Source organism: Aquiluna sp., assembly GCF_965064355.1.
In genome coordinates, this window is sequence record NZ_CBCHRQ010000002.1 from 1 (window position 1) to 23,777 (window position 23,777).

Genomic DNA, 23,777 nt, shown 5'->3' on the forward strand with positions numbered 1-23,777 from the left:
GATGCCAAGTTGCGGGCTAGGTTCGAGCCCATAACGGCAAGACCAACGACACCAATATTTGCTTTGTCTGACATGAAATTCCTTTAGAAACGGGGTGGGAAGTACTCAGGCTACGCGCGCAACAATGGGCGGAAATTTCTATTAGGTTACCCTACTTTGGCGAGCCAGAGGCTGGTATTTGGCGCAAGCTGTTAGTTTTGCCCAAGCATGCAAAAACAAACCAAATCCCTTCTGCTGGCCATTTCAATTTTGATTGTGGCGCTATTTCCAACGCCCGCTCACGCCACCGGCTGCACGCCAGAAAAGCAGCTTGCATCAAGCAATATCAAGCAGCTTCACGTTGAGGTCATCAACGCATCCAGCGGTCAAACGCTTTTCTCTAAGAACGAGCAGCAGCCAGCCAGAACCGCATCGGTCATGAAGGTGCTCACCGCCGCTGTTGCCCTAGATGTTTTGGGGCCGGACTACCGGATCACCACCAGCGTGATGGTCAGCCCAACTGAACCGGGAAAGATCTACCTGGTAGGGGCCGGAGACATCACGCTTTCGCGGATGCCGGGAAACATAACTTCTTACTATGCCAAGGCGCCAAAGCTGGACTCTATGACCAAGCAAATAGCGGCCTGGGCCAAAGCCAGCTCGGTTTCCATCTCTGCTGTCTCGGTTGACTCTTCGCTGTTTGGTGGCGATAAGGAGTGGCACCCTACCTGGAGCAAGCTCGGTTTGACCTCTGGCTACATGGCTCCGGTTTCCGCGCTGCAGATTGATGCCGCGAGACTCACCAGCACCCGCTATCCAAACAGTTGGCTAGCTCAGCGGACCGCGACTCCTGTGAAGCAAGCCGGAGACCTTTTTGTTGCATCCCTGAATAAGCAGGGCATTGCATCCGGGCTGAAAGCCACCATTGCAAAAGCACCTAGCAACTCGGTTGTTATCGCGAGCGTGCAATCACGTCCGGTTAGTGAACTTATTGCCAACATGTTGCGGGTCTCAGACAACTCCCTCGCTGAGGCATTAGGCCGGGTGGCGAGCATCAAGTACGGCCTCGATGGCAGCATGGCCTCGCTAAACACGCTCTACAAGAAAGTTCTCAAGGCCCGCGGTTTAGATGTTTCGCAGATCTCCATCGTCGATGGCTCGGGACTCTCGAAACTCAATCAGGTGCCAGCTGCATTGATAAATGACCTGCTGGTTCTGGTCAACCAAGGAGTCGGTGACTACGAAGCACTTGAGGCAGGGCTTCCCGTCTCAGGCCAGAGCGGTTCACTCAAATCTCGCTTTGCTACCGGAAGCAAGGTAGACACCAAGGGCAAGGTCTTTGCTAAAACCGGCTACATCCGCTCCGGTTATTCGCTGGCCGGATTCTTGATTGCTAAAGACGGCACCGAGCTAATCTTTACTGTTTACAACCTGGCGGATAGGGCAAACGCCAACCACCGTTTGGCAATGGACAACCTTGTTTACCGCTTCTACCAGTGTGGAGCTAGCCTCAGTAACTAACCCAGGGCTGCGCGGGTTTTATCCAGTGAGCGCATGATTTCGAGGCTAAAGGAGTGAGTGTGCTGGCGGTTCTCAATTTCACCGGCAAGCACTGAGTTTCTCACCGCTTCAATCATGTGAACGTAGCCCGCACCCTTGCGCGGTCTGGAGATGCTCTCGACTTTTGCCACATCGCTGTTTGGCTCATAGGTTTTGATCACGGCGTCGGTGGTGTGCCAGAACGCCTCGTGAATCTCAATGATTCCAAGATCACCAACCAGCCTGGCTGCCAGTCCAAGTGCTGTTGAAAGTGAGGAATTGCCTCGGCCCGTTACTCCATTTGCAAATTCAAAACTGGTCATTGCCAGCGCATCAACACCATTGGGGTAGTTATAGCCAGTGGTGGTTTGGTGTCGTATTGGGCTATCGGCAAACCAGCGATTTAGCGTTGTGGTGTAGACGCCCTGATCCAAACTCGACCCACCACCAAGTTCTTTATTGAACAATCGGTGGTTGTTGTCAAAGGTTCGCAAGAAACCAAAGTCGGCTTCGATCAAACGCAGTTGTCCAATACGACCGGACTTCACGATTTCAATGAGCTCATTGTGCAGCGGCAGGAACTTGGTCCACATCGCTTCCATGGAGAAGAGGTGCTTTTGCCGAGCAAGTGCATAAATCTCTTCGGCCTCTTCGGCCGAATTCATAAATGACTTCTCGACCAAAATGTGCTTGCCGGCCTCAAGAGCTGCCTTCGCCATCCAAAAGTGTTCGGAGTGAGGAGAGGCGATGTAGATAAGGTCAATTTCAGGGTGAGCAATTGCCTGCTCAAAGGAAAGACTCAGTGCGCTGATTCCAACTTCGGCTAGCTTCTGATCTGCTTTGGAGGAGTCTCTTGAAACCAGGGCAACCAGCTCGGTGTTTTCACTTAGGGGAAAGTCTCGAAGAATCAGATCGGCCATCAAGCCGGTACCAACCATTGCCCAGCGAATCTTTGCCATCTGTAACCAACTAACTTATTTAGGAGCCTTTGGTTACTTTATTGGACCCTGCCAGTGAGCGGGCCATCGATGGGAAAACCAACCCGTGCATTGGCCAAACGGCCCACCAGTAGATCTGACCAAATAGGCCCTTTGGAGCATAGATTGCCACCTGGGTCAAAATCGTTCCACCGGTTGCGGCATCGACTTCTAGGTCAAATTCCAACCATGCCAAACCAGGCAGTTTCATCTCGGCACGCAGTCGCAATAGCTGCTGCGGGATGACCTGCTCAACTCGCCAGAAATCCAGTGCATCGCCAACCTCTAGGTGGTTGGGGTCGCGTCTGCCTCGTCGAAGCCCAACTCCTCCCACAAGCCGGTCCATAATGCCGCGCAGTTCCCAAGCCCAGCTTGCGGTTGAGTAGCCGTTGTCGCCGCCAATTGCCTCAACCCGCTTCCAGACTTCTTCGATGGAGTCGTTGGTGTGGGAGATGCGGACATCTTTATAGAGCGAGCCACCTGCCCAATCGGGGTCGGTAGGTAGCGGTTCAGATGGGGTTCCAGGGGATGATGCATCTGACCAGCGGGTTTCCACTCTGGCCTCTTTGATCTTCACCAGCGCTAGACCAACCGCTCGTTCAAAGTTGGTGAGCCCTCCCTCAGGGTCGGGAATCAGTTTGCGAATTCGCTGGTCGGTTGCAACCACCTCGTTCTTGAGGCTGTCAACCAAGCGCCTGGCCAGGGTAATTGGAACGGGAGTCACCAACCCAACCCAACCACTTGAGAGTTTTGGAGTCAGCACAGGAAGCGGAATGATGATGCGCTTTCTAAGTCCGGCGACCTTGGCGTAAGCCTGCATCATGTCTGCGTATGTGAAAATCTCTGGGCCTGCGATTTCGTAAACGCCGGCTTGTTTAGAAGTCAGCCCGGCAGTGCCGACCAAATACCGAAGCACGTCTCTAACTGCGATTGGCTGAATGCGATTCTTGACCCACTTCGGGGTGGTCATGATCGGCAGGCGTTCGGTTAGGTAGCGCAGCATTTCAAAAGACGCCGAACCAGAACCGATTACTACTCCAGCTCTTAGTTCAAAAGTTGGAACGCCAGATTCGGCAAGAATTCGACCGGTGTCTTCTCGCGCCTGAAGGTGCGGGGAAGCTTCTTGTCCCGGGGTGATGATGCCACCGAGGTAAATGATTTTGCCGACCTTGTTTCGCTTGGCTGCATCACCAAAGACTTGCGCCATGTTGCGCTCTAGTTGCTCGAAGTCACCTTTGACCAAGAGCGCATGCAATAGGTAGTAAGCCACCGAGACCCCGGCTAGTGCCGAATCTAGCGCTGCCTCATCGTTTGCGTCACCCTCAACTACCTCTACCTGATTGATCCAGGCGTGGGTTGAGAGGCGCTGTGGATTTCTAGCCAGCACTCGAACGCGATAACCGGCTTCAAGAAGCTGAACAATTAGGCGCCCGCCGATATAGCCGGTGGCTCCGGTAACTAAACAGAGCGCGGGCTTACCGCTCTTGTCCTTAAGGATCGTAAGTCCCGCGGTAATTTCTTTTGGCATAGTGTCTAAAACCTAAGGCCTCTCAGAGCGATTCCCGGCTTTGTTCCTGATTCAGCAATTGTTCTAAATCTGTTAGCCGGCGAAGACCAGCCATGGGCTGGCTCATGCGGTGGTTGGATTTCAATCGCTCACTGTTTTTGGATAGGAAGTTCCAGTAACCGGCGGTGAATGGGCAGGCATCCTCACCAACTCGAACAGTTGGTTTGAATTTGCAAGAGCCGCAGTAGTTGCTCATCTTGTTTATGTATGCACCACCTGAGGTGTAGGGCTTGGTGGACATCTTGCCGCCATCGGCATACAGCGACATTCCAATCACGTTTGCAGGCATCACCCAAGGGGTGCCATCGGCAAAGGCATCGATAAACCAATCATTTACCGCCTTGGGGTCAAACCCGCGCTGTAGGGCGGTGTTACCCAGCACCATAAGTCTTGGAATGTGGTGGGTCCAGGCGCGTTCGTTGATATCTTTCAGCGTGCTGGAAAGACAGTTTGCGTCAATCCCCTTGGCAGTTAGGTCTTGCCAGCCCGCCGGAATTTCTGCTGTCGCTCCGAGTTCATTTAGGTTCTGGTAGTCCTGATCAAAGTGCCAGTAAAGCTGCCAAACGTAATCTCGCCAGCCGATGATTTGTCTGACAAATCCCTCAACACTTGCAAGCCGAGCAGCCCCAGATTTGTATGCATCAACCGCTGCATCGACTACTTCACGTGGCGAGAGAAGCCCAAGATTCATCGGGACCGAGAGCATCGAGTGTGCCATAGTCCAATCACGGTTATCCATCGCATCTTCGTATGGCCCAAATAGATCTAGGCGATTCGTAATGAAATCATTTAGCGCAGCCAACGCCTGTTGGCGATCCCCAGGGAAAATCCTTGGGCCATCTAATCCGATGAATGTTGCCTTGCCGCTTTTCTCAAGTGCATCAAGCTCGGCCCTGACCTGATTGTCCAACTCGTCTTCGATTGGGCGATATGGAGATGGCAGACCAAGACCTGGCTTTGGGGGAGGGAGCCTGTTCTCCTCATCAAAGTTCCACTTGCCGCCAACCGGTTCTTTGTGATCCATCAGGATGTCCAGTCGCTGACGCTGCAGGCGATAGAAATCTTCGAGACGCAATCGCCTACCAGCCTTGGAAAGGTAAGCGTTCCAGTTGTCTTGGTTTGAGCAAAAGCCTGGGTTATCTAACTTGGTTAGATTCAGCGAATCGGCTAGAGCGTCAAAGGATCGAGAAGATCCTTTGACCATGCTGGTTATCCCAGAAAAAGTCTTTAGCTCTCGATAATTTTCCAGCCGAACAGTTTCAACATTCGAAGCCTTTGCTCTTGCCAACTGCGCATAGCGAATCAGGTGAGCTTTTTGGCGATGGTAGTTGCGCTTAGAAAATTGGCTGTCGACAATCGGCAGCAGCAGTTTTTCTTCGAGTTCAAAGTGTGGTCCAAGCTGATCGGCGAGTAGCAATTGCATGGCTGGCCTTTCAGCTTGGAGTGGATTGCGAGCTTTAGGTATATGTGAATTTTGGGCTGTTTCATTTCCTAAACCAGTGGCCAAAAATTTGGTTCAAAGAGTTATTCACAAACCCACTAGCTGCCAATTGGTGTTTTTTCAAACATTGTGCGAGAGTGGGTGAACACAAAGGAGTGATACTCGTGTCACAAGTGCATAACCCAAAACACGACCCTGCTGGATACCGAGTGGTGCCTAATACCTCTCGTGAATTGAATCAAGACAGAGTTAAAGAGCTACTCGCCGCAGAGTGGGAGCTATTCAAAAAAACCACAAAACTATCTGGCAAAGAGAACGTTCAAGCCAGCAAGTCCCTACCAATGGGAGTTACATCTAGCTTCCAACACTGGGACCCCTACCCCATTTCAGTAGCAAGCGCTAAAGGCGCTTACGTCAAGGACGTCGACGGCCGCAAGCTTTTGGATCTATCCATGGGCTTTGGCGCAATGATGGTTGGACACCTTCACCCGGGTGTCGTGCGAGCGGTAAAGCGCGCACTAAACAGCGTTGGCACCTTGTTCGTTACCCCTTCTCCAACTGCAACCATCGCCGCTGAAACGTTTAAGAAGCGCTTCAACCTAGACATGATTCGCTTTACCAATTCCGGTACCGAGTCACTGATGTATGCAATTCGAACCGCACGTGCGACCAATGGCAAAAAGGCAATCATCAAACTTGAGGGTGGCTACCACGGTGGTTACGACCCACTGCAAGTTTCGGTAAAGCCAAAGCTTGAGAACATTGGTGATGGCAATGCGCCAACTCCAGATATTCCACCTGAGGTCGAGGCCGGAGAGGTGTTTGTAGTTCCTTACAACAACCTCGAATACCTCGAGAAGATCATGCGTGAAAACTCTCATAAGATCTCGGCATTTGTCCTGGAGCCGGTAATGGAGAACATCTCCATCGTGCTTCCGGACGAGGGCTACCTTCATGCCGTGAGAGCGCTTTGCGATAAGTACGACATTTGCTTGATCTTTGACGAGGTAAAGACTGGACTCACCGCTGGAGAGGCAGGAGCAGCCGGTCGAACCGGTGTCGAGCCTGACCTAATCACCTTGGCCAAGAGCATCGGCGGCGGCCTGCCGGTTGCTGCTTTCGGTGGCAAACAAAAGTACATGGACGCGGTTGTCGATGGTCGCATGGCACACTACGGAACCTACAACGGTAACCCGCTGGTTATGGCAGCTGTCATGGCGGTCGAAAAGCTAGTAACTCCGAAGGCTATGCAAAAGGCCGAGCAAATCAACGTCAATACCCTGAACAAGATCAACGCAATTATTGAAGAGTATGAGCTACCAGCTCACACCATCGGATTGGGACTAAAGGGAGCAATCACCTGGTCTAAGACTCCAGTGCGCAACTACCGCGACTTCAAAAACGTTGACTTTGGAATTGCCGAACTGAGCTGGCTCTGGGGCATCAACCGCGGCATCATAACCCCTCCGGGACTAGATGAGCAGTGGTTGGTTTCGCTAATGCACACTCAGAAGGACATGGACAAGATGGTCGAGCACTTTAGGGAGTTGGCAAAGGCCCTGCGCGCATAAACTCTTGGGGCAACCAAGGGAGTTATGTGAAACCGAAGCAACTTTTCCTAACCTTCGCTAGAGGCGAGGCCATTACCTGGACGCTGCTTATTGCCGCCCTGGTGATTCGCGCGATGGGAGATCCAATCCCAGCGATTGTCACGATTGCCGGAGGCATCCACGGAGCCGTCTTTTTGGGCTTTGCCGTAACCGCACTGTTGGTTGGCATCAACCAGCGCTGGAGCTTTGGGAAGTTGGCCCTGGCGGTGGCGCTGGCGATTGTGCCATTCGCAACCATTCCATTTGAGCGTAGGTTGGTCGCAACCTCGGCGCTTGAGGGATCTTGGAGAACTGAGTCGAGTCAAGACCCCAGAGATAAGGGTTTTATCGATCGACTATTTCGCTGGTTTATAGCTCGCCCATTTGTGCTGCTGGCAGTTTTGCTGATCGCCATTCCGGCGGTGTTCGCATTCCTATTGTTCCTAGGGCCACCAACCGAGTGGTTCAAATAGTAGTTAAAGAAAAACCCCGGGTCCTAGGACCCGGGGTTTCTTTTTAGCTTTAGTAGTTCGCGAATAGCGAAGGGAAGATGGCTCCAAAGATCAACATCGCTGGAAGCATTCCCACTAGCACTAGGGCTTGGACAACGTCCCAATCAATCTTTTTCATTGGAGTCATGAACCTTTCTATTAGTCCTTGAACTCGGTCTTTGCGAAGCTAGCGTCTTCCTCAGTGCTCTTGATGCGAGCGATGGTGAAGATAACTAGGCCGAATAGACACTTAGCCAAGATGTCAGCCACGGTGTAGCCAACCTCGCGTAGTACGAATCCACCCTCGTCGAAACCAGTTGCGTTCATGTTTGCGATGAAAGCTAGTGGGTAAACACCCCAGGTTGCTAGAAGAAGTAGACGTAGTTCCTTGATCTTGCGCTGAACAGCAGCGGACTGCTTGTCTAGGGACTTGCCTAGCTCAACGAATAGTACGTACAAGATGTATAGGAATGGAAGGGTTGATAGCAGACCCCAGACCGAAGGCGCGATGCCTGCGATGTTTAGGCCTGCGTCACCTGGGTAACCAAGACCGATCATCAGTGCAGCTGCTGGTACTAGGCGAACTAGTAGTGAGCTCTGTACTGCGCGGGCTAGGCCAAGAACTGCAATGGTCTCAACCAATAGAAGTGGAACGGTTAGGAACCAGTCCACGTAGCGGTAGCCCACGTTGTAGACAGCGCCTTCAATTGCATCTGGACCGAATGCGTGCTCGAAGCTCTCAAACATTCTGAAGTAGTGGTAAGCAGCGATACCGGTTACGGTTGCCGAAACCATTACTGCCATGCGGTAACGAGGTAGTACGCGGTCCTTTGCCATCACCAAGAAGATGGTGGTGAAAAGCATCGCTGCAATACCCAAAGAGAGCATGTTGAATACGATGTTGTATCCGCCCTCGCTGATCAATGATTCCATTTCGAAAGTCCTTTCAATGACTTTTGTTTAGGTACAAGTCAGAAGTCCACTCGTCGAGCTTTGTCGGCTCAGGCGAATCGGCTACATTGCTCGACTCACAGCGATTTAACAGCATGATGGGAGTTGCTCAGCCGTAAAAAAGGTAACGTTTTGGTAACTTGTTGCGGATTTCCTTAGCCGTTGACCAGTCCGAAGGCGTTCAAAATAAACAATCCAGCCAGGAACAGCGCCATAACTATGTAGATCCATTCGATGAGCGGAGCTGGCTTTTTTGCAGCTTTGGCTGCCTTTATCGCTTTTATGCTCTTGGAAACTCTCCAGCCGAAAAACAGCACGGCGGCCACCACAAGTATTCCGTACCAAAAACTATCGAGATTCAGATTCACTGGTCTCCTAACTGATAAAAGTCAAAGGCATAAAGGCTTCGATCATTTTCATATTCGCATCTAGGGCTAAAGATACTGCCCAACCGACAGCTAGATAGAAAAGAAGTCCTAGCCAAAACTCCTATTTCACCAGGTGGACATCCGGTTTCGCGGAGAATTGAAGGTGGTTTTTCCGATGAAAATGAACAATTCGCACGTGTGTTGCTCTGCCAGCGTCAGATGATGGGGGCACGGTAGTAGTTATACAAAAGTTATCTTTTTTTGTGGGTTTCTGCCCGTTTCAACGTCTTTTTCTGAGAATTCGCTGTTACTGTCGTTGAAAATTCGCCATACAGGCAAAAACGGAGAACAACAAGGATGTTGGCAGAAGAGCGAAGACTCAAGTTAGTTGAGTGGACGCGCGTCGAGGGAAAGCTTGATGCAGGCCGCGCCGCTGTGAAACTGGATGTCGCCGTAGAGACCGTCAGAAGAGACCTAGATCTGCTTCAGCGCCGAGGGGCACTTCGTCGGGTGCACGGCGGAGCGATTTCAAACGATCGCTTTGGTCACGAGTACACGATGACCGAAAGACTCGGCCTCAACCCTGACAAAAAACGAATGGTGGCTCAGCTCGCCTCCTCATACATTCCGGAAGAAGGATGCATCTTTGTCGATGGCGGTTCTACAACCGAATGCCTTGCCCCTTACCTCAGAGATAAGCCAAAGCTAATTGTCGTTACCAACAACATCAATCTCGCCTCCAAGCTCGCAGACAGCTCGACCCAAACCGTTGTGCTGGGTGGTCGCATTCGTCCGGCAACCCACAGCTCTGTTGGGGCGAAGACCGCGTCTGAGGTCGCTGACTACAACGCCATCTTGGCCTTCATTGGAACCAACGGCGCATCGTTGGAGGGCGGAATAACAGCCTTCGACACTGATGAGTCCCAGGTGAAGAAGATCATGATGCAGCAATCCAGCGAGCGAATTCTGCTTGCGGACAGCGGAAAGTTTGGGATCGCATATCCCGCCAAGTTTGCAAATTTTGATGACTTTGACCGAGTGGTCACGAATCTGGATATTGAGCAGAAGTATCTAGATAAGTTCTCGAGTGCAGGTGTAGATGTTGTGCTCGCGTAAAGAATTCCTAACGACCCCTCACTCGGGTCTGAGGGATAGGGACGGTGGTCAAGACCTTTGGGCCTCCGAAATAGCTCCAAAAAATCGAAATCACCGACCCGTGAATACAAACCCCCTAAAGGAAGGCAGTACCCATGAGTAATTTTATCCCCGCGGGTGACGGTGGCCACACTGGCTGGCGCGCAGCGGTTCAGAAGCTAGGTGGAAACCTTGCAGGCATGGTAATCCCAAACATCGGAGCATTCATTGCTTGGGGACTCCTAACTGCACTTTTCATCCCGACCGGTTGGACACCTAACGAGCAGCTAGCTGCCATGGTCGGTCCAATGATCGTCAACCTATTGCCGATCCTCATTGGTTACACCGGTGGTCGACTTGTACACGGACAGCGTGGAGCTGTTATCGGTGCAGTGGCAACAGTTGGTGTGATTGTGGGAACTTCAATCCCAATGTTCCTAGGTGCCATGATTATTGGTCCTCTAGCTGCATGGGTTTTGAAGAAGATTGACTCAGTTCTAGACCCAGTTACCCCTCCTGGATTCGAAATGCTGATCGGCAACTTCTCACTAGGTATCTCCGGTTTGCTAATGGCAATCCTTGGATTCCTAGGAATTGGACCAAGCGTAAATGCACTTTCGGACGTCTTGGGCAAGGGCGTGCAAGCGCTTATAGACACTGGATTGTTGCCACTTGCTTCAATCTTGATTGAGCCAGCAAAGGTGCTATTCCTCAATAACGCAATCAACCACGGTGTACTTGCACCGATCGGAGTTGTTCAGTCCGAGGAGCTTGGTAAGTCAATCATGTTCATGCTTGAGACCAACCCTGGTCCTGGTCTTGGAATCTTGGTTGCCTTCTGGCTAGCTGGTCCAAAGATCCTTCGTGGTTCCGCACCTGGAGCAATCATCATCCACTTCCTTGGTGGAATCCACGAGATCTACTTCCCATACGTATTGCTTCGCCCACTAGTTATCCTTGGCGCAATTGCCGGTGGTGCTACTGGTGTTGCAATCTTCTTGGCTACCGGAGTTGGACTAGTTGCAACACCATCTCCAGGATCCATCTTCGCCTACCTTGCAGTTACCCCTCCAGGAAACCACTTCGGTGTGTTTGCAGGAATCTTGCTATCGGCAGCAGTCTCATTCGTAGTCTCCTTCTTGATCCTGAAGGCTTCAAAGGCTGGGAACGACGACCTAGACGCTGCTAGGGCAAAGAGCAAGGCAATGAAGACCGGAGCTGCTGAGTAGCGATGGCAACTATCTCCGGCGCTGACGTCAAGCACATCGTTGTTGCTTGCGAAGCTGGCATGGGTTCATCGGTAATGGTTGCGAGGATGCTTGCAAAGCAGCTGAAGCACACCGGTATCACCGTGAGCCACACCCCCGTCAATCAGCTTGCTGACGAACCTCATGACTTGGTGCTTTGTCACCGTGGTCTCGGGAGTCGCGCAAGGCAAGCTGTGCCTGGCTCGGTGGTGATCGTTTTCGACATGTTCTTGGGTGATTTCAAAATCGCGCAATTGGTGTCAGACCTATCAGAAGGTGCTGAGATCGTTGGTGACTGAGCTAATCACTCAAGCCGGAATCGTGATTGGTGCTACTGCCTCCTCTTCGGAGGAGGCAGTAGCTCAATGCGGAAAGCTCCTGGTCGAACTGGGAGCAGTAAGTCAAGAGTATGCAGATGCCATGTGGGAGAGAGAACAAATTTTTCCATCGGCTATCGGAGTAGGGTTTGCGATTCCCCACGGGACCGACGAATCCCGGAAATACGTATCAAAGGATCAGTTGGTATTTCTTCAACTCAAAACACCGATAGCTTGGGCCGAAGAAGAGGTTCGTTGTGTTTTGGGAATCGCCTCCAGAGGAGATGCCCACGTTGAGCTTTTGGGACAGCTCGCTGAGCTCCTTCAGGTGCCGGAAAATCTAGAGATTTTTTATGGTTCGGATTCAAAAGAAGAAATTCTGAAGCTAATAGCTTCAGGCGCAAGTCTCTGAAGCGTCAAGCTTAGGAAGGGAGACAAACCATGAAAGCAGTGCACTTTGGTGCCGGCAATATCGGCCGTGGCTTTATCGGAGCCGTCCTCCAAGATTCTGGTTATCACGTAGTTTTTGCAGACGTCAACGAAGATGTCATAAGTTCGCTTAATTCGGCTGGTCACTATCGAGTTATTGAGATTGGTGAGGCTGGCAGCACCTCGGACTATCGAAATTTCTCCGCCGTCAACTCCATGCTCGAACCAGAAAAGCTAAGAGACGAACTTGCAACAGCCGACTTGATTACGGCAGCTGTTGGAGTCAACATTTTGCCTCACATCGCACCCGCTATCGCGGAAGCGCTGAAGCTGCGCAAGCTAAGCGCACCAGTTTTGATAATGGCGTGCGAGAACGCGGTTAACGCGACAGACCTTTTGGCCGACGAGATTGCAAAATATGGAATCGATCAGTCCCGGGTGATTTTTTGTAACACTGCGGTAGATCGAATTGTGCCCATGCAAGACGCCAAGCTCTTTCCAGATGTTGAAGTTGAAGTGTTTTCGGAGTGGGTAATTGAAACGAAGAATCTTGAAACTCCACTCAGCATTCCCGCTGTGAAACTCGTTGCAGATCTCCAACCCTTTATTGAACGCAAGCTCTACACCGTAAATACCGGTCACTGCGCCATCGCCTACCTCGGTCAGAAGGCCGGACAGCTAACAATCGCCACAGCCCTGAAGGATCCGGAGATTGAGCGGACGGTTTCGGAAGTGCTGGAAGAGACTTCCAAGGCTTTGATAATCAAGCATGGATTCAGCGCCGCCGAGCAAAGCGAATACGTGCAAAAAACTCTAGACCGCTTGCGGAACCCATTACTTGATGACTTGATTGTTCGAGTTGGCAGAGATCCAATTCGAAAGATTTCTCGCAACGAGAGAATTATTGGACCAGCCTTAATTCTCGCAGAAGCAGGCGAGGAGCCGAAGGCCCTAATGGCCGTGCTAGAGGCAGCGTTGGAATTTGACATTCCAGAGGATCAGGCCAATTTGGATTTGCAGCAGCAACTGCTTTCGCTTACCACTGAGGATTTCGTCACCCTACACATGGGCCTTAGCCCAAGCGACGCCATCTGGACGTATGCACTTAGGGCGACCGGGGATGCCAAGAATAAGCAACGGGTTTAGGTAGCCGGGCTTCTGATTGGCAAGTTCGTTCAATTAGGCTGGAAATCCCCAAGAACAAATCGACCAGTGTGAATATCAATTACCCAGCTGACCTGCCAGTTTCACTTCTTCGCGAGGAGATTATTGAGGCGATTCAAAAAAACCAGGTTGTAGTTATTGCTGGTGCCACGGGTTCGGGTAAGACCACTCAGATTCCAAAGATGTGCTTGGAACTGGGCCGCAAATCAATTGCCCACACCCAACCCCGTCGAATTGCAGCAAGATCCGTAGCAGAGCGCATCGCCGAGGAGCTCAAGGTAGAACTTGGACAAGAGGTTGGATATCAGGTCCGCTTCACGGACACATCGTCTAAAAAGACCCTGGTCAAGGTGATGACCGACGGCATCCTGCTCAACGCGATGCAGAACGATCGAAACCTCACGCAGTACGACACGATAATCATCGACGAAGCTCACGAGCGCAGCCTAAACATTGACTTCCTGCTTGGTTACCTCAAGCAGCTGCTCCCAAAGCGCAAAGACCTCAAGGTGATCATTACCTCGGCAACCATTGACCCACAATCCTTTAGCCGGCACTTTGATGATGCCCCAATCATCGAGGCCAGCGGCCGCACCTTCCCGATAGAGGTTCGCTACCGCCCGGTGGTTTCTGAAAAGCAGGGGGAGTCTGACCCAGATGCCGAGACCACAGCTGACGATTACATCGATGGCGTTGTCTCAGCGATCAAGGAGCTTGAGCGCGAAGAGGCCGGCGATGTCTTGGTCTTTTTATCTGGAGAGTCAGAAATCCGCGATGCCCAGGACGCGATTGTTGGAGCTGCGACCGCAGGTCAGCTAACAAAGCGCATAGAGGTGCTGCCGCTTTATGGACGACTCAGCTCCGCCGAGCAGCATCGAGTCTTTGAGCCTTCAAAGTCAGCAGGTATTCAGCAGCGAGTGATCCTTGCAACAAACGTGGCAGAGACCTCGTTGACGATTCCAAACATCAAGTATGTGATCGATGCCGGAACCGCCCGCATCTCGCGCTACAGCACAAGGCTCAAGGTCCAGCGCTTACCGATTGAGGCGATTAGCCAAGCCAGCGCAAACCAGAGAGCTGGTAGAGCGGGTAGAACATCCCCTGGAACCGTAATCAGGCTTTACTCCCAGGAGGACTTCAATTCCAGACCGGAGTTCACCGACCCAGAAATCCTGCGCACCAACTTGGCATCTGTGATCCTGCAGGCTGCCAACCTTGGCCTTGGCGAACTTGGTAAGTTCCCGTTCCTGCAGGCTCCAGACAATAAGGGTGTCAAAGACGGCAACAATCTGTTGATTGAGCTTGGAGCGTTAGCCCAAGATGAGCAAGGTCAACTCGTTCTCACCGGGTTGGGCAAGCAGTTGGCTCGACTACCGATTGAACCGAGATTCGCCCGAATGCTCTTGGAGTCAGCCAAGAACAACGTCACTCGCGAGGTGATGGTGATTGTTGCGGGACTTACCATTCAGGACCCAAGAGAGCGGCCAATCGAAAAGCGTGAGAAGGCAGATTTGCTGCACGCTCGTTTCACTGACCCAACCTCAGACTTCCTAACCCTTGTCAATCTCTGGAATCACCTGGAGCAGCAACAGGGCAAGCTCTCCTCGAGCGCCTTTAGAAAACTTTGCAAAGCAGAACACCTCAACTTCCTGCGCATTCGTGAGTGGCAGGACCTTGTCAAGCAGCTCAAGCTGGTCTCTAAGCCGCTGGGCTTGGATTATGGACCAGCACGAGTGAACCCCGAGGCAATCCACAAGTCGGTGCTGGCCGGTCTATTGAGCCAGCTGGGGCTGTTGCAGGACCAAAAGCAAAAGTTTGTAAATGGCAAGCCGGTAAAGCAAAAGACATCACGAGAATACTTAGGCTCCAATGGCCGAAGGTTTGTCGTTTTCCCGGGGTCGGCGCTCGCCAAAAAACCACCCGAGGCATTGATGTCGGCGGAACTGGTCGAGACCAGCAGGCTCTTTGCTCGCATGAATGCTGAGGTCAACCCAGCTTGGGCTGCAGAGATTGCAGGAGAGCTATGCAAGCGGCAGATTTCTGAACCGCACTGGGAAAAGAAAATGGGTGCTGCAATTGCCCTTGAGAAGGTAACTCTCTTTGGCTTGGTGATCATCTCGGGTCAAAAGGTGCAGTACTCCCGCATTGACCCGTTGCACGCTAGAGAGCTGTTTATTCGCCATGCGTTAGTTGATGGTGAATGGGATTCCAAGCAAAGTTTCGAGAGAGAAAATCGCAAACTTTTGGAAGAGCTTGAGGCCGAGGCTGAGCGCGCCAGAAAACCAGAACTAATTCCGGATGAGCAAGATCAATACCGCTTTTTCAATAACCGCGTTCCGCTGGATGTTTTCTCAACCCGCTCGTTTGAGGGCTGGTGGCGCAAGGTAAGGGAAGAAAAGCCAAACCTTTTGACCATGACCCGCGAAAACCTCAAAGAGGTTGCGCTGGTAGCTCCCGATGAGAATGAATTCCCATCAAGCTGGATTACCCACGGGCATCAGTTCGACCTGCAGTATCGGTTTGCCCCAGGCGATTTAGAAGACGGCGTGACAATCAGCATTCCGGTGGAAGTTTTGCCAAGCCTTGAGTCCGCAGAGTTTGACTGGCTAGTTCCTGGTCTTCGGTTGGAACTGGTCACCGAGATGATTAGAGCGCTACCAAAAGCCATTAGAAAGTCCGTGGTGCCAGCTAACGATTGGGCAAAAAAGATTGTGGTTGAGCTTCACCCGGCAGGCGGTCTAACTGAAAACTTGGCTCGGACCATTCAATCTATGGCGGGCGTGAAGGTATCGGCATCGGACTTTGATTTGAGCAAGCTATCTGACGGCCTGAAGATGACCTACCGAGTTGTGGATCAAAAGGGTAAGGCTGTTGCAACTTCGACAGACCTGCTTGATCTTCAAAGCAAGTTCAAATCCGAAGGGCAGCGCGCCGTTGCACAGGTTGCCACTCGCCTGCACAAAGACCTCGAGCGACAAGGGCTGAAGTCCTGGGACTTCGATCAGCTCACCGACTTGGTTGAGACGGTCAGCGGCAACAGCAGCATCAAGGCCTACCCAGCCCTTGTGTTAAATGGCAAGTCGGTGGATGTAGAGGTGCTGGCAACCGAGGCTGATCGACTTGCTAGGCACCCCAGGGCAGTTGCTGAACTAGTCAGAATGGCAATACCAACCCCTGCCAAATACATTGAGGCTCATCTCAAGCAGCAGGAGAAACTTGCCCTGGCTTCCCTGCCTTACCAAGGCATTGGTGCATTTGTCGACGATGTGATCGCAGCCCTTGCCATCGAGGAGATCCAGAAAGTCAGAGCTGACGGACTGATCTTTTCTCGCAAAGAGTTTGAGGTAATCCGCGACAGCGTCCAGGCAAGGGTCTTGGAGTTTTGCTTTGAGGTTGTTGCGCTCTCCAGCGAGATTTCCGATGCTGCTCGAGAAGCGACAAAAGCTATTTCGTCAGCAAGTGCGATGGACTTTCTAAACGAACTCAGCGACGAGAAGGCACACATCGCACAGCTGCTAGCAAAGAACTTCATTTCAGCTACGCCGTCAGAGCGACTCAAGCGGTTGCCGGTTTACCTTAGGGCCATAACCATTCGGGTTACCAAGATGCAGGAGAACCCGCTCAAAGATCGCTCTGCGCAAGTTGAGCTTTCGCAAGCAATGCAGGTGTTTGCCAATGCCGGGGGAGAGTTGCCACTACCTCTTTCGGCCGCAGGGAATTTGGTGCGAGCAAGATGGTTGCTGGAAGAGCTCAGAGTTAGTTTGTTTGCTCAAACTCTGGGAACTAAAGATCCAGTATCAGTGCAGCGCATCAAGAAGGCTCTCGAGAGCTAGCTCAGCGAGATTAGATCCGCGTAACCCTGGTTCCAGTGGTCTTCAACGCCATCGGGCAGAATCAAAACTCGCTCTGGGTTTAGCGCTTCAACTGCACCCACGTCGTGGCTAACCAAAACAACGGCTCCCGTGAAAGACGCCAGTGCGCGCAAAATCTCTTCGCGGCTGGCTGGGTCCAAGTTGTTGGTTGGCTCATCCAGTAGCAAAACGTTTGCACTTGAAACAACCAAGGCTGCCAATGCCAGCCTGGTCTTCTCGCCACCGGAAAGCACACCGGCTGGTTTGGAAACATCGTCGCCGGAGAACAGGAACGAACCCAAGACCTTGCGGCAGTCGGCATCATTTAGCTGCGGTGCTGAGGACTGCATGTTCTGCAGCACGGTTTTAGTGACATCAAGGGTTTCGTGCTCCTGAGCGAAGTAGCCAATCTTGAGGCCATGGCCCGGTTCAATTTCTCCAGTGTCTGGCTTATCCACTCCCGCGAGCATGCGCAGCAGGGTGGTCTTTCCGGCACCGTTTAGTCCGATTACAACTACCTTGCTGCCACGGTCAATAGCTAGGTCAACCGCGGTGAAGATCTCGAGCGAGCCATAGCTTTTGGAGAGGTTTGATGCCATTAGAGGCGTCTTTCCACAAGGCGCTGGTTCTGGGAACTTGATCTTGGCAACCCGGTCTTGCTCGCGAACCGCATCCAGACCGCTTAGGAGCTTCTCGGCTCGACGTTGCATCTGGTGCGCAGCAGCTGCCTTGGTTGCCTTGGCACCAAATTTGGCAGCCTGAAGAGTCAAAACGGCGGCCTTCTTTTCGGCTCCCGAGCGCTCACGCTTGCGACGTTCTTCGTCTGCCTCGCGCTGCTTTAGGTAGTTCTTCCAACCCATGTTGTAGATGTCAATTACCTGACGATTGGCATCTAGGTAGAAGACTCGGTTCACGGTCTCTTCCACCAGGTCAACATCGTGGCTGATCACAATCAAGCCACCGGCGTAGTTCTTGAGGAAGTTTCTAAGCCAAACCACACGGTCGGCATCTAAGTGGTTAGTCGGCTCATCAAGCAGCATGGTTTCTGCGTTCGAGAACAGAATGCGGGCAAGTTCAATTCTTCTGCGCTGACCACCTGAGAGGGTTCCAAGTTCTTGGCTTAGGGTCTGTTCACTGATGCCAAGGTTTGATGCGATCGAGGAGGCTTCGGCCTCGGCGGCATAGCCGCCAGCAGAGTTGAATTCCTCCTCGGCGCGGGCATATTTCTTCATGGCAGCATCGTGAATCTTTGGGTCCGTGCTCGCCATGTCTAGTGTGGCCTTGAGCATGCGAGCAGAAATGTCACCAAGCCCGCGGGCATTTAGGATTCTGGTTCGCACCAATTCTTTTGGATCACCCGAACGAGGATCCTGCGGCAGGTAGCCAATTTGACCGTGCACGGACACAGTTCCGAGGGTTGGCTGACCATCTCCAGAGAGAATTTTGGTGAGGGTGGTTTTACCGGCACCGTTGCGACCTACAAGGCCGACCTTGTCACCCTTTTGGATGCGGAAATTCACGCCGGACATCAAAGTCCTGGCACCAATTTGAATTTCGAGGTCTTGAACCGCTATCAATCTAAATCTTTCCTAAGCGGCATGAATCAACAGACCGAGCAACCCAAAGTCTAATCCACTAGCTCTGCTAGCGGGAATGGCTAATCTTGACAAACTAGTTAGGTAAACCTAACCTATTCAGAGAAGTTCGTTTTAGAACTCATTTTTGATAGGAACATTTTGCGCATCAACAAGCTCTTTGCAGTCTCTCTAACCGCCCTCATTGCACTAACCGGTTGCGCAGCTGAACCGGTAACCAGCGAGCAGGATTCGATCGTGGTCTATGCCGGTCGAGACGAAGAGCTCGTGCAGCCGCTCATTGAGATGTTTGAAGAAGAATCCGGAATCCAGGTTGAGGTTCGCTACGCCAGAAGTGCTGAACTTGCGGCACAGTTGTTAGAAGAGGGAGCTAACTCCCCAGCAGATGTCTTTTTTGCCCAGGATGCCGGTGCGCTTGGAGCTGTCTCTAAGGCAGGACTTTTGACCAAGTTGCCTATAGACATTTATGACCTCGTTCCAGCTGCCTACTCGGCAGCTGATGGCATGTGGGTCGGGGTCTCAGGTCGTGTTCGAGTCATGAACTACAACCCAAAAACAGTGAATGAGCTACCGAAGTCTGTTTTCGATCTTTCTGATCCACTATGGAAGGGCAGGGTGGCAATTGCCCCTAGCAATGCCTCATTCCAGGCCTTTGTAACCGCAATGCGCGTGGTTGAAGGCGATGAGAAGACCCTCGAGTGGCTAAAGGCAATGAAGGCAAATGCTGTCATCTTTGAAAAGAATGCCGCAATCTTGGAGGCCGTCGAAGCAGGTCAGGTAGATGTTGGCCTAATCAACCACTACTACTGGTATGCCCTTGCCAAAGAGCAGGGTGTTGAGAACATGAAGTCAAAGATTGCCCAGTTTGAATCCAACGACGTTGGCAATCTAATCAACGCGGCGGGCGTTGGAATCGTCAACGACTCCAATGCGGCAAGAAAGTTCGTTGAATACCTGCTTTCAAAAACCGGCCAGACCTACTTTGCCGAGAGCACCAGAGAATACCCATTGGTTGCGGGCGTGATGCCGGTAGACGACTTGACTCCACTTACGGACATTCCATCGCCGAAGGTTGACCTCAGTGACCTCGATTCATTGGAGCGCACTCTAGAGCTGATTCGTCAAGCCGGGCTGATCTAGGCAAAAATGCAAAAGCCCCCATTCGCAATATCCGCGTTGGGGATTTTCGCTGCCTTGTCGGCTCTGTTGCCACTTGGTTACCTACTGGTTCGACTGGTCGCAGGGTTCGAAAAGGCTCTCGTAGAACTGCTGCGAGTAAGAACTCTGGAGCTTTTGGCAAACACCTTGCTGCTCACTGTTTCGGTGACAATCACAGCGATGCTTCTGGGCTTTTTGCAAGCTTGGCTAACCACCCGAACCAACTTGTTTGGAGCAGCATTTTTTGCAGTGCTCGGAACCTTGCCACTGGCGATCCCAAGCTATGTATTGGCTTTGGCATACACATCAGTCTTTCCGTCCTTCAACGGATTCTTTGCCTCTTGGATCACCTTGTCGCTAGCGAGTGCGCCATATGTCTTTCTAGCTGTTTCCGCTGCGCTGATTCGCTCAAACGTGAACCAGGAAGAAGTGGCACGATCGCTTGGGCTTACTAGCTTTCAGGTTTTGCGCAGGGTGACTTGGCCTCAGGTTCGAACGGCTGCGATGGCGTCAGGATTGTTGGTTGCGCTTTACACACTAAGTGAATTTGGTGCGGTGTCGATTCTTCGTTTTGATACTTTCACTAGGGCTATCTATAACGCCTACCGCGGATCCTTTGACCGCACTGCGGCGGCTGCTCTGGCTGTGGTGTTGGTGCTGCTAACTCTGATTGTGCTGTATTTCGAGAAGCGATATCGAACCAGCTACACCCAGGTCGAAAAGCAGTCCAGGCAACTCAAGATCCAACTCGGTCGTTGGAAGTTCTTGGCTGGGGCAGTGCTTTTGATTGTGGCAATCGGATCTAGCCTGGTGCCGATTGCGGCATTGATTTCCTGGACACTTTCCGGTGATGCATGGGATGTGTCAGAGATTCTTAGCGCCCTGTCGGCGTCTTTGGGTATGGCCGTAAGTGCGGGGCTAGTGATTGGAATCTTTGCCACCGCGATAGCGATTTGGAACGTGAGATTCCCTAGCCGGTTCGCATCAGGTGTTGAGCTCACGGTGTGGTCTTCCCATGCGCTACCTGCATTGGTGATTGCGCTATCGCTGGTCTTTTTTGGAGCGAACCTGACACCTGGTATTTATCAAACTGTTTGGCTATTGATCTTTGCCTACCTGATTTTGTTTTTGCCAAATGCGCTCTCTGTCATCACCACTCCAATCGCTCAGGTTTCAAAAGCCCAGGAGCAGGTCGCACGCTCACTCGGTCTTGGCAAGCTCGGGGCAATCTTCCGCCTGGTATTACCGATGTCTCAAGCTGGAATTTGGGCTGGAATTGCACTGGCTTCGCTTGCGGTTTTAAAGGAACTACCGGCAACCCTGCTGCTGAGGCCAAACGGAGTTGACACCCTAGCAACCGAGCTTTGGGCCGCTACCGAAACGTTGTCATACTCTCAGGCTGCGCCCTATGCGCTGCTGTTGATTATCATTGCGGGGGTGCCAGCTCTGGTGCTAAATAGCCAGGCCCGCAAATTAATTTCGGAGGTGAATGTCAAATGACTCAGCTTCAAATCAAAAACCTTTCGGTTCAATTTGGCGGGCAACAGATTCTCCATGATGTAAATCTTGCAGTTGAGCAAAAAGAATTGATTGCGGTTCTGGGTTCTAGCGGTGCTGGAAAGTCAACCTTGCTTCGCCTGATTGCAGGCTTTGAAGCACCGAGTGCTGGAGAGATTTGGCTCAGCGGTGAGAAGGTCTCAAGCGTCGATACCCTGACCGCCCCAGAACGCCGAGGCATCGGCATTGTGCCGCAGGATGCGGCACTCTTTCCTCACCTAACGGTTGCAGGCAACATCGAGTTTGGGCTCAAGGGTCTGGGCAAGGCTGAAAAGCAGGCCAGGGTCTTGGAGCTTTTGAAGCTAGTCCGAATGGAAGAGTTTGCGGATCGGAAACCAGATCAACTCTCCGGAGGTCAGGCCCAACGCGTTGCTCTCGCAAGAGCGCTTGCCAATAAGCCGGCACTTGTTTTGCTAGATGAGCCTTTCAGTGCGCTCGATGCCGAATTGCGTGAGGTGTTGCGCCTTGAGGTAAAGGCAGCCCTAAAGGCTGAAGGAGCGACAGCAATCTTGGTGACCCATGATCAGGAAGAAGCGCTTTCTTTGGCTGACCGAGTTGCGATTATGAGATCTGGGACGATCATCCAGGTTGGAACTCCAACCGAGATTTACAACGCACCAGCCGATCTAGGGATTGCAACCTTCCTGGGAGACTCTGTTTTGATTGATGGTGAGGTGGTGGATGGAAAAGTTCACACCAGCCTGGGCAAGCTCACCGCGTTGAACCACGTCGAAGACGGCCAAAAAGGTGTGGTTGCGGTTCGAAGCGAGAACTTCTACCTGCAGCCAAATCCCAATGGCGATTCAGAAGTGATTGGTCGAGTTTTCTTTGGTCACGACGCAGTGGTTGAGGTGCAGACCCCAAGTCAAAAGATTCGCGCTAGATCAAACGGGCCATTTGCGCCAGAGGTTGGAATGCGTGTGACGGTTTGGGTCCGCGGCGCTGTGAACTTCTATCCAAATACCGCGAGGAAGAATTTTCCTCTTTGACTTGCCTGTGACCTATAGGGCTCGCTACCTAGGAGACTTTGCTCTGGCGGACAGTCAGGTTCGCTCCCGATGTCTTTATGACCTGGGAGAAGAACTTGGCTGATTCCTTTGGGATTCGCTCCTGGGTCTCAAAGTCAACGTAGACGATTCCGAAGCGCTTGTCGTAACCCTCTGCCCATTCGAAGTTGTCCATCAGCGACCACTGGAAATAGCCACCAACATTGGCACCGCGACTAATGGCGTCTTGGACGTTGTAGAGGTGATCGTTTAGGTACTCGATGCGCTGTTGGTCATCAATCAGTCCACCTGCATCCGGTCCAGTTTGGTAGGCGCAGCCATTCTCGGTGATGAACATCTGTGGGACCTTGTCGCCATACTCGCGCGTCCAGCGAACCATGAGGTCGCCAATGCCATATGGCGTCACCGGCCAGCCCATGTCGGTCAGTGGCCCCTGCGACTGCGCTTCAACGGCGTAAGGAAGCAGCTGGTCAATTACTCTCGCGCGTGAGAAGTGGTCCTTTGAAACTCGGTGGCCAATGCGCGCGTTGAAGTAGTAGTTGATGCCGAGCCAGTCGTTTTCAACAACCTCAAGATCTCCCGGCTGAACCACTTTCTTTAGGTGATCGTCATAGAGTTCCCAAACAAGGGCTGGGTACTCACCGCGGAAGATGCCATCCATCCAGAACAGGTTCTGTTGGGCGTCCATTGCCTGAGCGGCACGTATTTGCTCAGGGTCAAAAATGTCATCAACGTCAGGCATGGCCTGGTTGAGAACTGGTCCAACCAACGCGGTTGGAACTACCCGCTTGATTGCCTTTAGCGCTGCATTGTGGGCCATCACGGTGTGGTGTGATGCGGCAACGGCCTGGCCAAGATCCTGAATTCCAGGGGCGTGCACACCCATGCCGTAGCCAAGCCAAGAAATCACCCAAGGTTCATTTATTGGCGAGAAGCGCTTTACGCGGTGACCAAATTCTTTGGCAACTTCCTGAGCAAAGTACTCAAAAGCCTTCACGATGTCGCGGTTTGCCCAGCCACCTTTGTCCTGCAACGCCTGCGGCAAATCCCAGTGATACAGAGTGAGTACCGGCTCGATGCCGGCCTGCTCTAGCGCGTCGATGAGCTTGTGGTAAAAAGCAAAGCCACGGTCCTCGCGAACCTCGTCCCCGTTAGGGAAAAGTCTTGGCCAAGAGATCGAGAAGCGGTAGGCCTGAGCCCCAAGAGACTTCATAAGGGCCACGTCATCGGCATAGCGGTGATAGTGATCGTTTGCGATAAGACCGTGGTCGCCGTTGTTTACTCGACCCGGCTCTTCGCAGAAGGTGTCCCAGATTGACTTACCTTTACCATCCTCATAGGCAGCGCCTTCGATTTGGTAGCTAGAGGTTGCAACACCCCAGAGGAAGTCTTTTGGAAACATGTTTTCCCTATCTT

At 52.2% G+C, this 23,777-nt stretch carries 20 protein-coding genes; 12 read left to right on the plus strand and 8 right to left on the minus strand.

Going from position 1 to position 23,777, the window contains the following annotated elements; genetic code table 11:
• Positions 1 to 74: NAD(P)-binding domain-containing protein (locus AC128V_RS00315; protein ID WP_482762733.1), on the minus strand; the 74-nt coding region annotated here is incomplete at its 3' end.
• Positions 75 to 207: 133 nt separating this feature from the next.
• Between AC128V_RS00315 and AC128V_RS00320 the strand changes: the two genes are divergently transcribed.
• A complete protein-coding gene (locus tag AC128V_RS00320; protein WP_482762689.1) occupies positions 208 to 1,500 on the plus strand; it encodes a D-alanyl-D-alanine carboxypeptidase/D-alanyl-D-alanine-endopeptidase in 1,293 nt (430 codons plus the stop codon).
• Here the strand turns inward: AC128V_RS00320 and AC128V_RS00325 are convergent.
• The 3 genes from AC128V_RS00325 to AC128V_RS00335 are packed head-to-tail and all read right to left on the minus strand — an operon-like array spanning position 1,497 to position 5,485.
• Positions 1,497 to 2,477 carry a Gfo/Idh/MocA family protein gene (locus tag AC128V_RS00325; RefSeq protein ID WP_482762690.1) on the minus strand — a complete coding sequence of 327 codons (981 nt, stop codon included), beginning with the start codon at positions 2,475 to 2,477 and terminating at the stop codon, positions 1,497 to 1,499. The two genes, AC128V_RS00320 and AC128V_RS00325, sit on opposite strands and share 4 nt — an antisense overlap.
• A gap of 19 nt (positions 2,478 to 2,496) precedes the next feature.
• On the minus strand, positions 2,497 to 4,023 hold the full coding sequence (locus AC128V_RS00330; RefSeq protein ID WP_482762691.1) for an SDR family oxidoreductase: 1,527 nt from the start codon (positions 4,021 to 4,023) through the stop codon (positions 2,497 to 2,499).
• A gap of 22 nt (positions 4,024 to 4,045) precedes the next feature.
• Positions 4,046 to 5,485, minus strand: coding sequence for a cryptochrome/photolyase family protein (locus AC128V_RS00335; RefSeq protein ID WP_482762692.1), 1,440 nt, complete (start codon positions 5,483 to 5,485; stop codon positions 4,046 to 4,048).
• 191 nt (positions 5,486 to 5,676) lie between these two features.
• On the opposite strand from AC128V_RS00335, the gene AC128V_RS00340 reads away from it, so the two are divergent.
• Both AC128V_RS00340 and AC128V_RS00345 read left to right on the plus strand, forming a co-directional pair.
• Positions 5,677 to 7,074 (plus strand): aspartate aminotransferase family protein, encoded by a 1,398-nt coding sequence (locus AC128V_RS00340; RefSeq protein ID WP_482762693.1) that lies wholly within the window; start codon positions 5,677 to 5,679, stop codon positions 7,072 to 7,074.
• A 26-nt stretch (positions 7,075 to 7,100) separates the two neighbouring features.
• The gene (locus AC128V_RS00345) at positions 7,101 to 7,565 is read left to right on the plus strand and encodes a DUF3817 domain-containing protein (RefSeq protein WP_482762694.1); all 465 of its coding nucleotides are present in this window, start codon (positions 7,101 to 7,103) and stop codon (positions 7,563 to 7,565) included.
• A 177-nt stretch (positions 7,566 to 7,742) separates the two neighbouring features.
• Here the strand turns inward: AC128V_RS00345 and AC128V_RS00350 are convergent, their stop codons facing one another.
• Both AC128V_RS00350 and AC128V_RS00355 read right to left on the minus strand, forming a co-directional pair.
• Positions 7,743 to 8,516 (minus strand): bacteriorhodopsin-like, encoded by a 774-nt coding sequence (locus AC128V_RS00350; RefSeq protein ID WP_482762695.1) that lies wholly within the window; start codon positions 8,514 to 8,516, stop codon positions 7,743 to 7,745.
• 173 nt (positions 8,517 to 8,689) lie between these two features.
• The gene (locus AC128V_RS00355) at positions 8,690 to 8,902 is read right to left on the minus strand and encodes a hypothetical protein (protein ID WP_482762696.1); all 213 of its coding nucleotides are present in this window, start codon (positions 8,900 to 8,902) and stop codon (positions 8,690 to 8,692) included.
• Between the two features lie 357 nt (positions 8,903 to 9,259).
• Between AC128V_RS00355 and AC128V_RS00360 the strand changes: the two genes are divergently transcribed.
• The 6 genes from AC128V_RS00360 (at position 9,260) to hrpA (ending at position 17,026) form a co-directional block, all read left to right on the plus strand.
• Positions 9,260 to 10,018, plus strand: a complete 759-nt coding sequence (locus AC128V_RS00360) for a DeoR/GlpR family DNA-binding transcription regulator (protein WP_482762697.1) — start codon at positions 9,260 to 9,262, stop codon at positions 10,016 to 10,018.
• Between the two features lie 134 nt (positions 10,019 to 10,152).
• Positions 10,153 to 11,265 carry a mannitol-specific PTS transporter subunit IIC gene (gene mtlA / locus AC128V_RS00365; protein WP_482762698.1) on the plus strand — a complete coding sequence of 371 codons (1,113 nt, stop codon included), beginning with the start codon at positions 10,153 to 10,155 and terminating at the stop codon, positions 11,263 to 11,265.
• Between the two features lie 2 nt (positions 11,266 to 11,267).
• Complete coding sequence (locus tag AC128V_RS00370; protein WP_482762699.1) at positions 11,268 to 11,582, plus strand: PTS lactose transporter subunit IIB; 315 nt, start codon at positions 11,268 to 11,270, stop codon at positions 11,580 to 11,582.
• Entirely contained in the window at positions 11,575 to 12,012 is a 438-nt protein-coding gene (locus AC128V_RS00375) for a PTS mannitol transporter subunit IIA (RefSeq protein WP_482762700.1), read from the plus strand. The genes AC128V_RS00370 and AC128V_RS00375 overlap by 8 nt, the downstream gene beginning before the upstream one ends.
• Before the next feature lie 29 nt (positions 12,013 to 12,041).
• Positions 12,042 to 13,175, plus strand: coding sequence for a mannitol-1-phosphate 5-dehydrogenase (locus AC128V_RS00380; RefSeq protein ID WP_482762701.1), 1,134 nt, complete (start codon positions 12,042 to 12,044; stop codon positions 13,173 to 13,175).
• Positions 13,176 to 13,207: 32 nt separating this feature from the next.
• Positions 13,208 to 17,026, plus strand: a complete 3,819-nt coding sequence (gene hrpA, locus AC128V_RS00385; RefSeq protein ID WP_482762734.1) for an ATP-dependent RNA helicase HrpA — start codon at positions 13,208 to 13,210, stop codon at positions 17,024 to 17,026.
• Here the strand turns inward: hrpA and AC128V_RS00390 are convergent.
• Positions 17,023 to 18,621, minus strand: a complete 1,599-nt coding sequence (locus tag AC128V_RS00390) for an ABC-F family ATP-binding cassette domain-containing protein (RefSeq protein ID WP_482762702.1) — start codon at positions 18,619 to 18,621, stop codon at positions 17,023 to 17,025. The genes hrpA and AC128V_RS00390 overlap by 4 nt on opposite strands.
• Before the next feature lie 159 nt (positions 18,622 to 18,780).
• Between AC128V_RS00390 and AC128V_RS00395 the strand changes: the two genes are divergently transcribed.
• From AC128V_RS00395 to AC128V_RS00405, 3 genes are read left to right on the plus strand one after another with little or no spacing between them, the layout of a single operon-like run.
• Positions 18,781 to 19,779, plus strand: coding sequence for an iron ABC transporter substrate-binding protein (locus AC128V_RS00395; RefSeq protein ID WP_482762703.1), 999 nt, complete (start codon positions 18,781 to 18,783; stop codon positions 19,777 to 19,779).
• Positions 19,780 to 19,785: 6 nt separating this feature from the next.
• Positions 19,786 to 21,297 (plus strand): ABC transporter permease, encoded by a 1,512-nt coding sequence (locus AC128V_RS00400; RefSeq protein ID WP_482762704.1) that lies wholly within the window; start codon positions 19,786 to 19,788, stop codon positions 21,295 to 21,297.
• Entirely contained in the window at positions 21,294 to 22,343 is a 1,050-nt protein-coding gene (locus AC128V_RS00405; protein ID WP_482762705.1) for an ABC transporter ATP-binding protein, read from the plus strand. The genes AC128V_RS00400 and AC128V_RS00405 overlap by 4 nt, the downstream gene beginning before the upstream one ends.
• A gap of 28 nt (positions 22,344 to 22,371) precedes the next feature.
• Here the strand turns inward: AC128V_RS00405 and AC128V_RS00410 are convergent, their stop codons facing one another.
• Positions 22,372 to 23,763 (minus strand): GH1 family beta-glucosidase, encoded by a 1,392-nt coding sequence (locus AC128V_RS00410; RefSeq protein WP_482762706.1) that lies wholly within the window; start codon positions 23,761 to 23,763, stop codon positions 22,372 to 22,374.
• Positions 23,764 to 23,777: the final 14 nt, after the last annotated feature.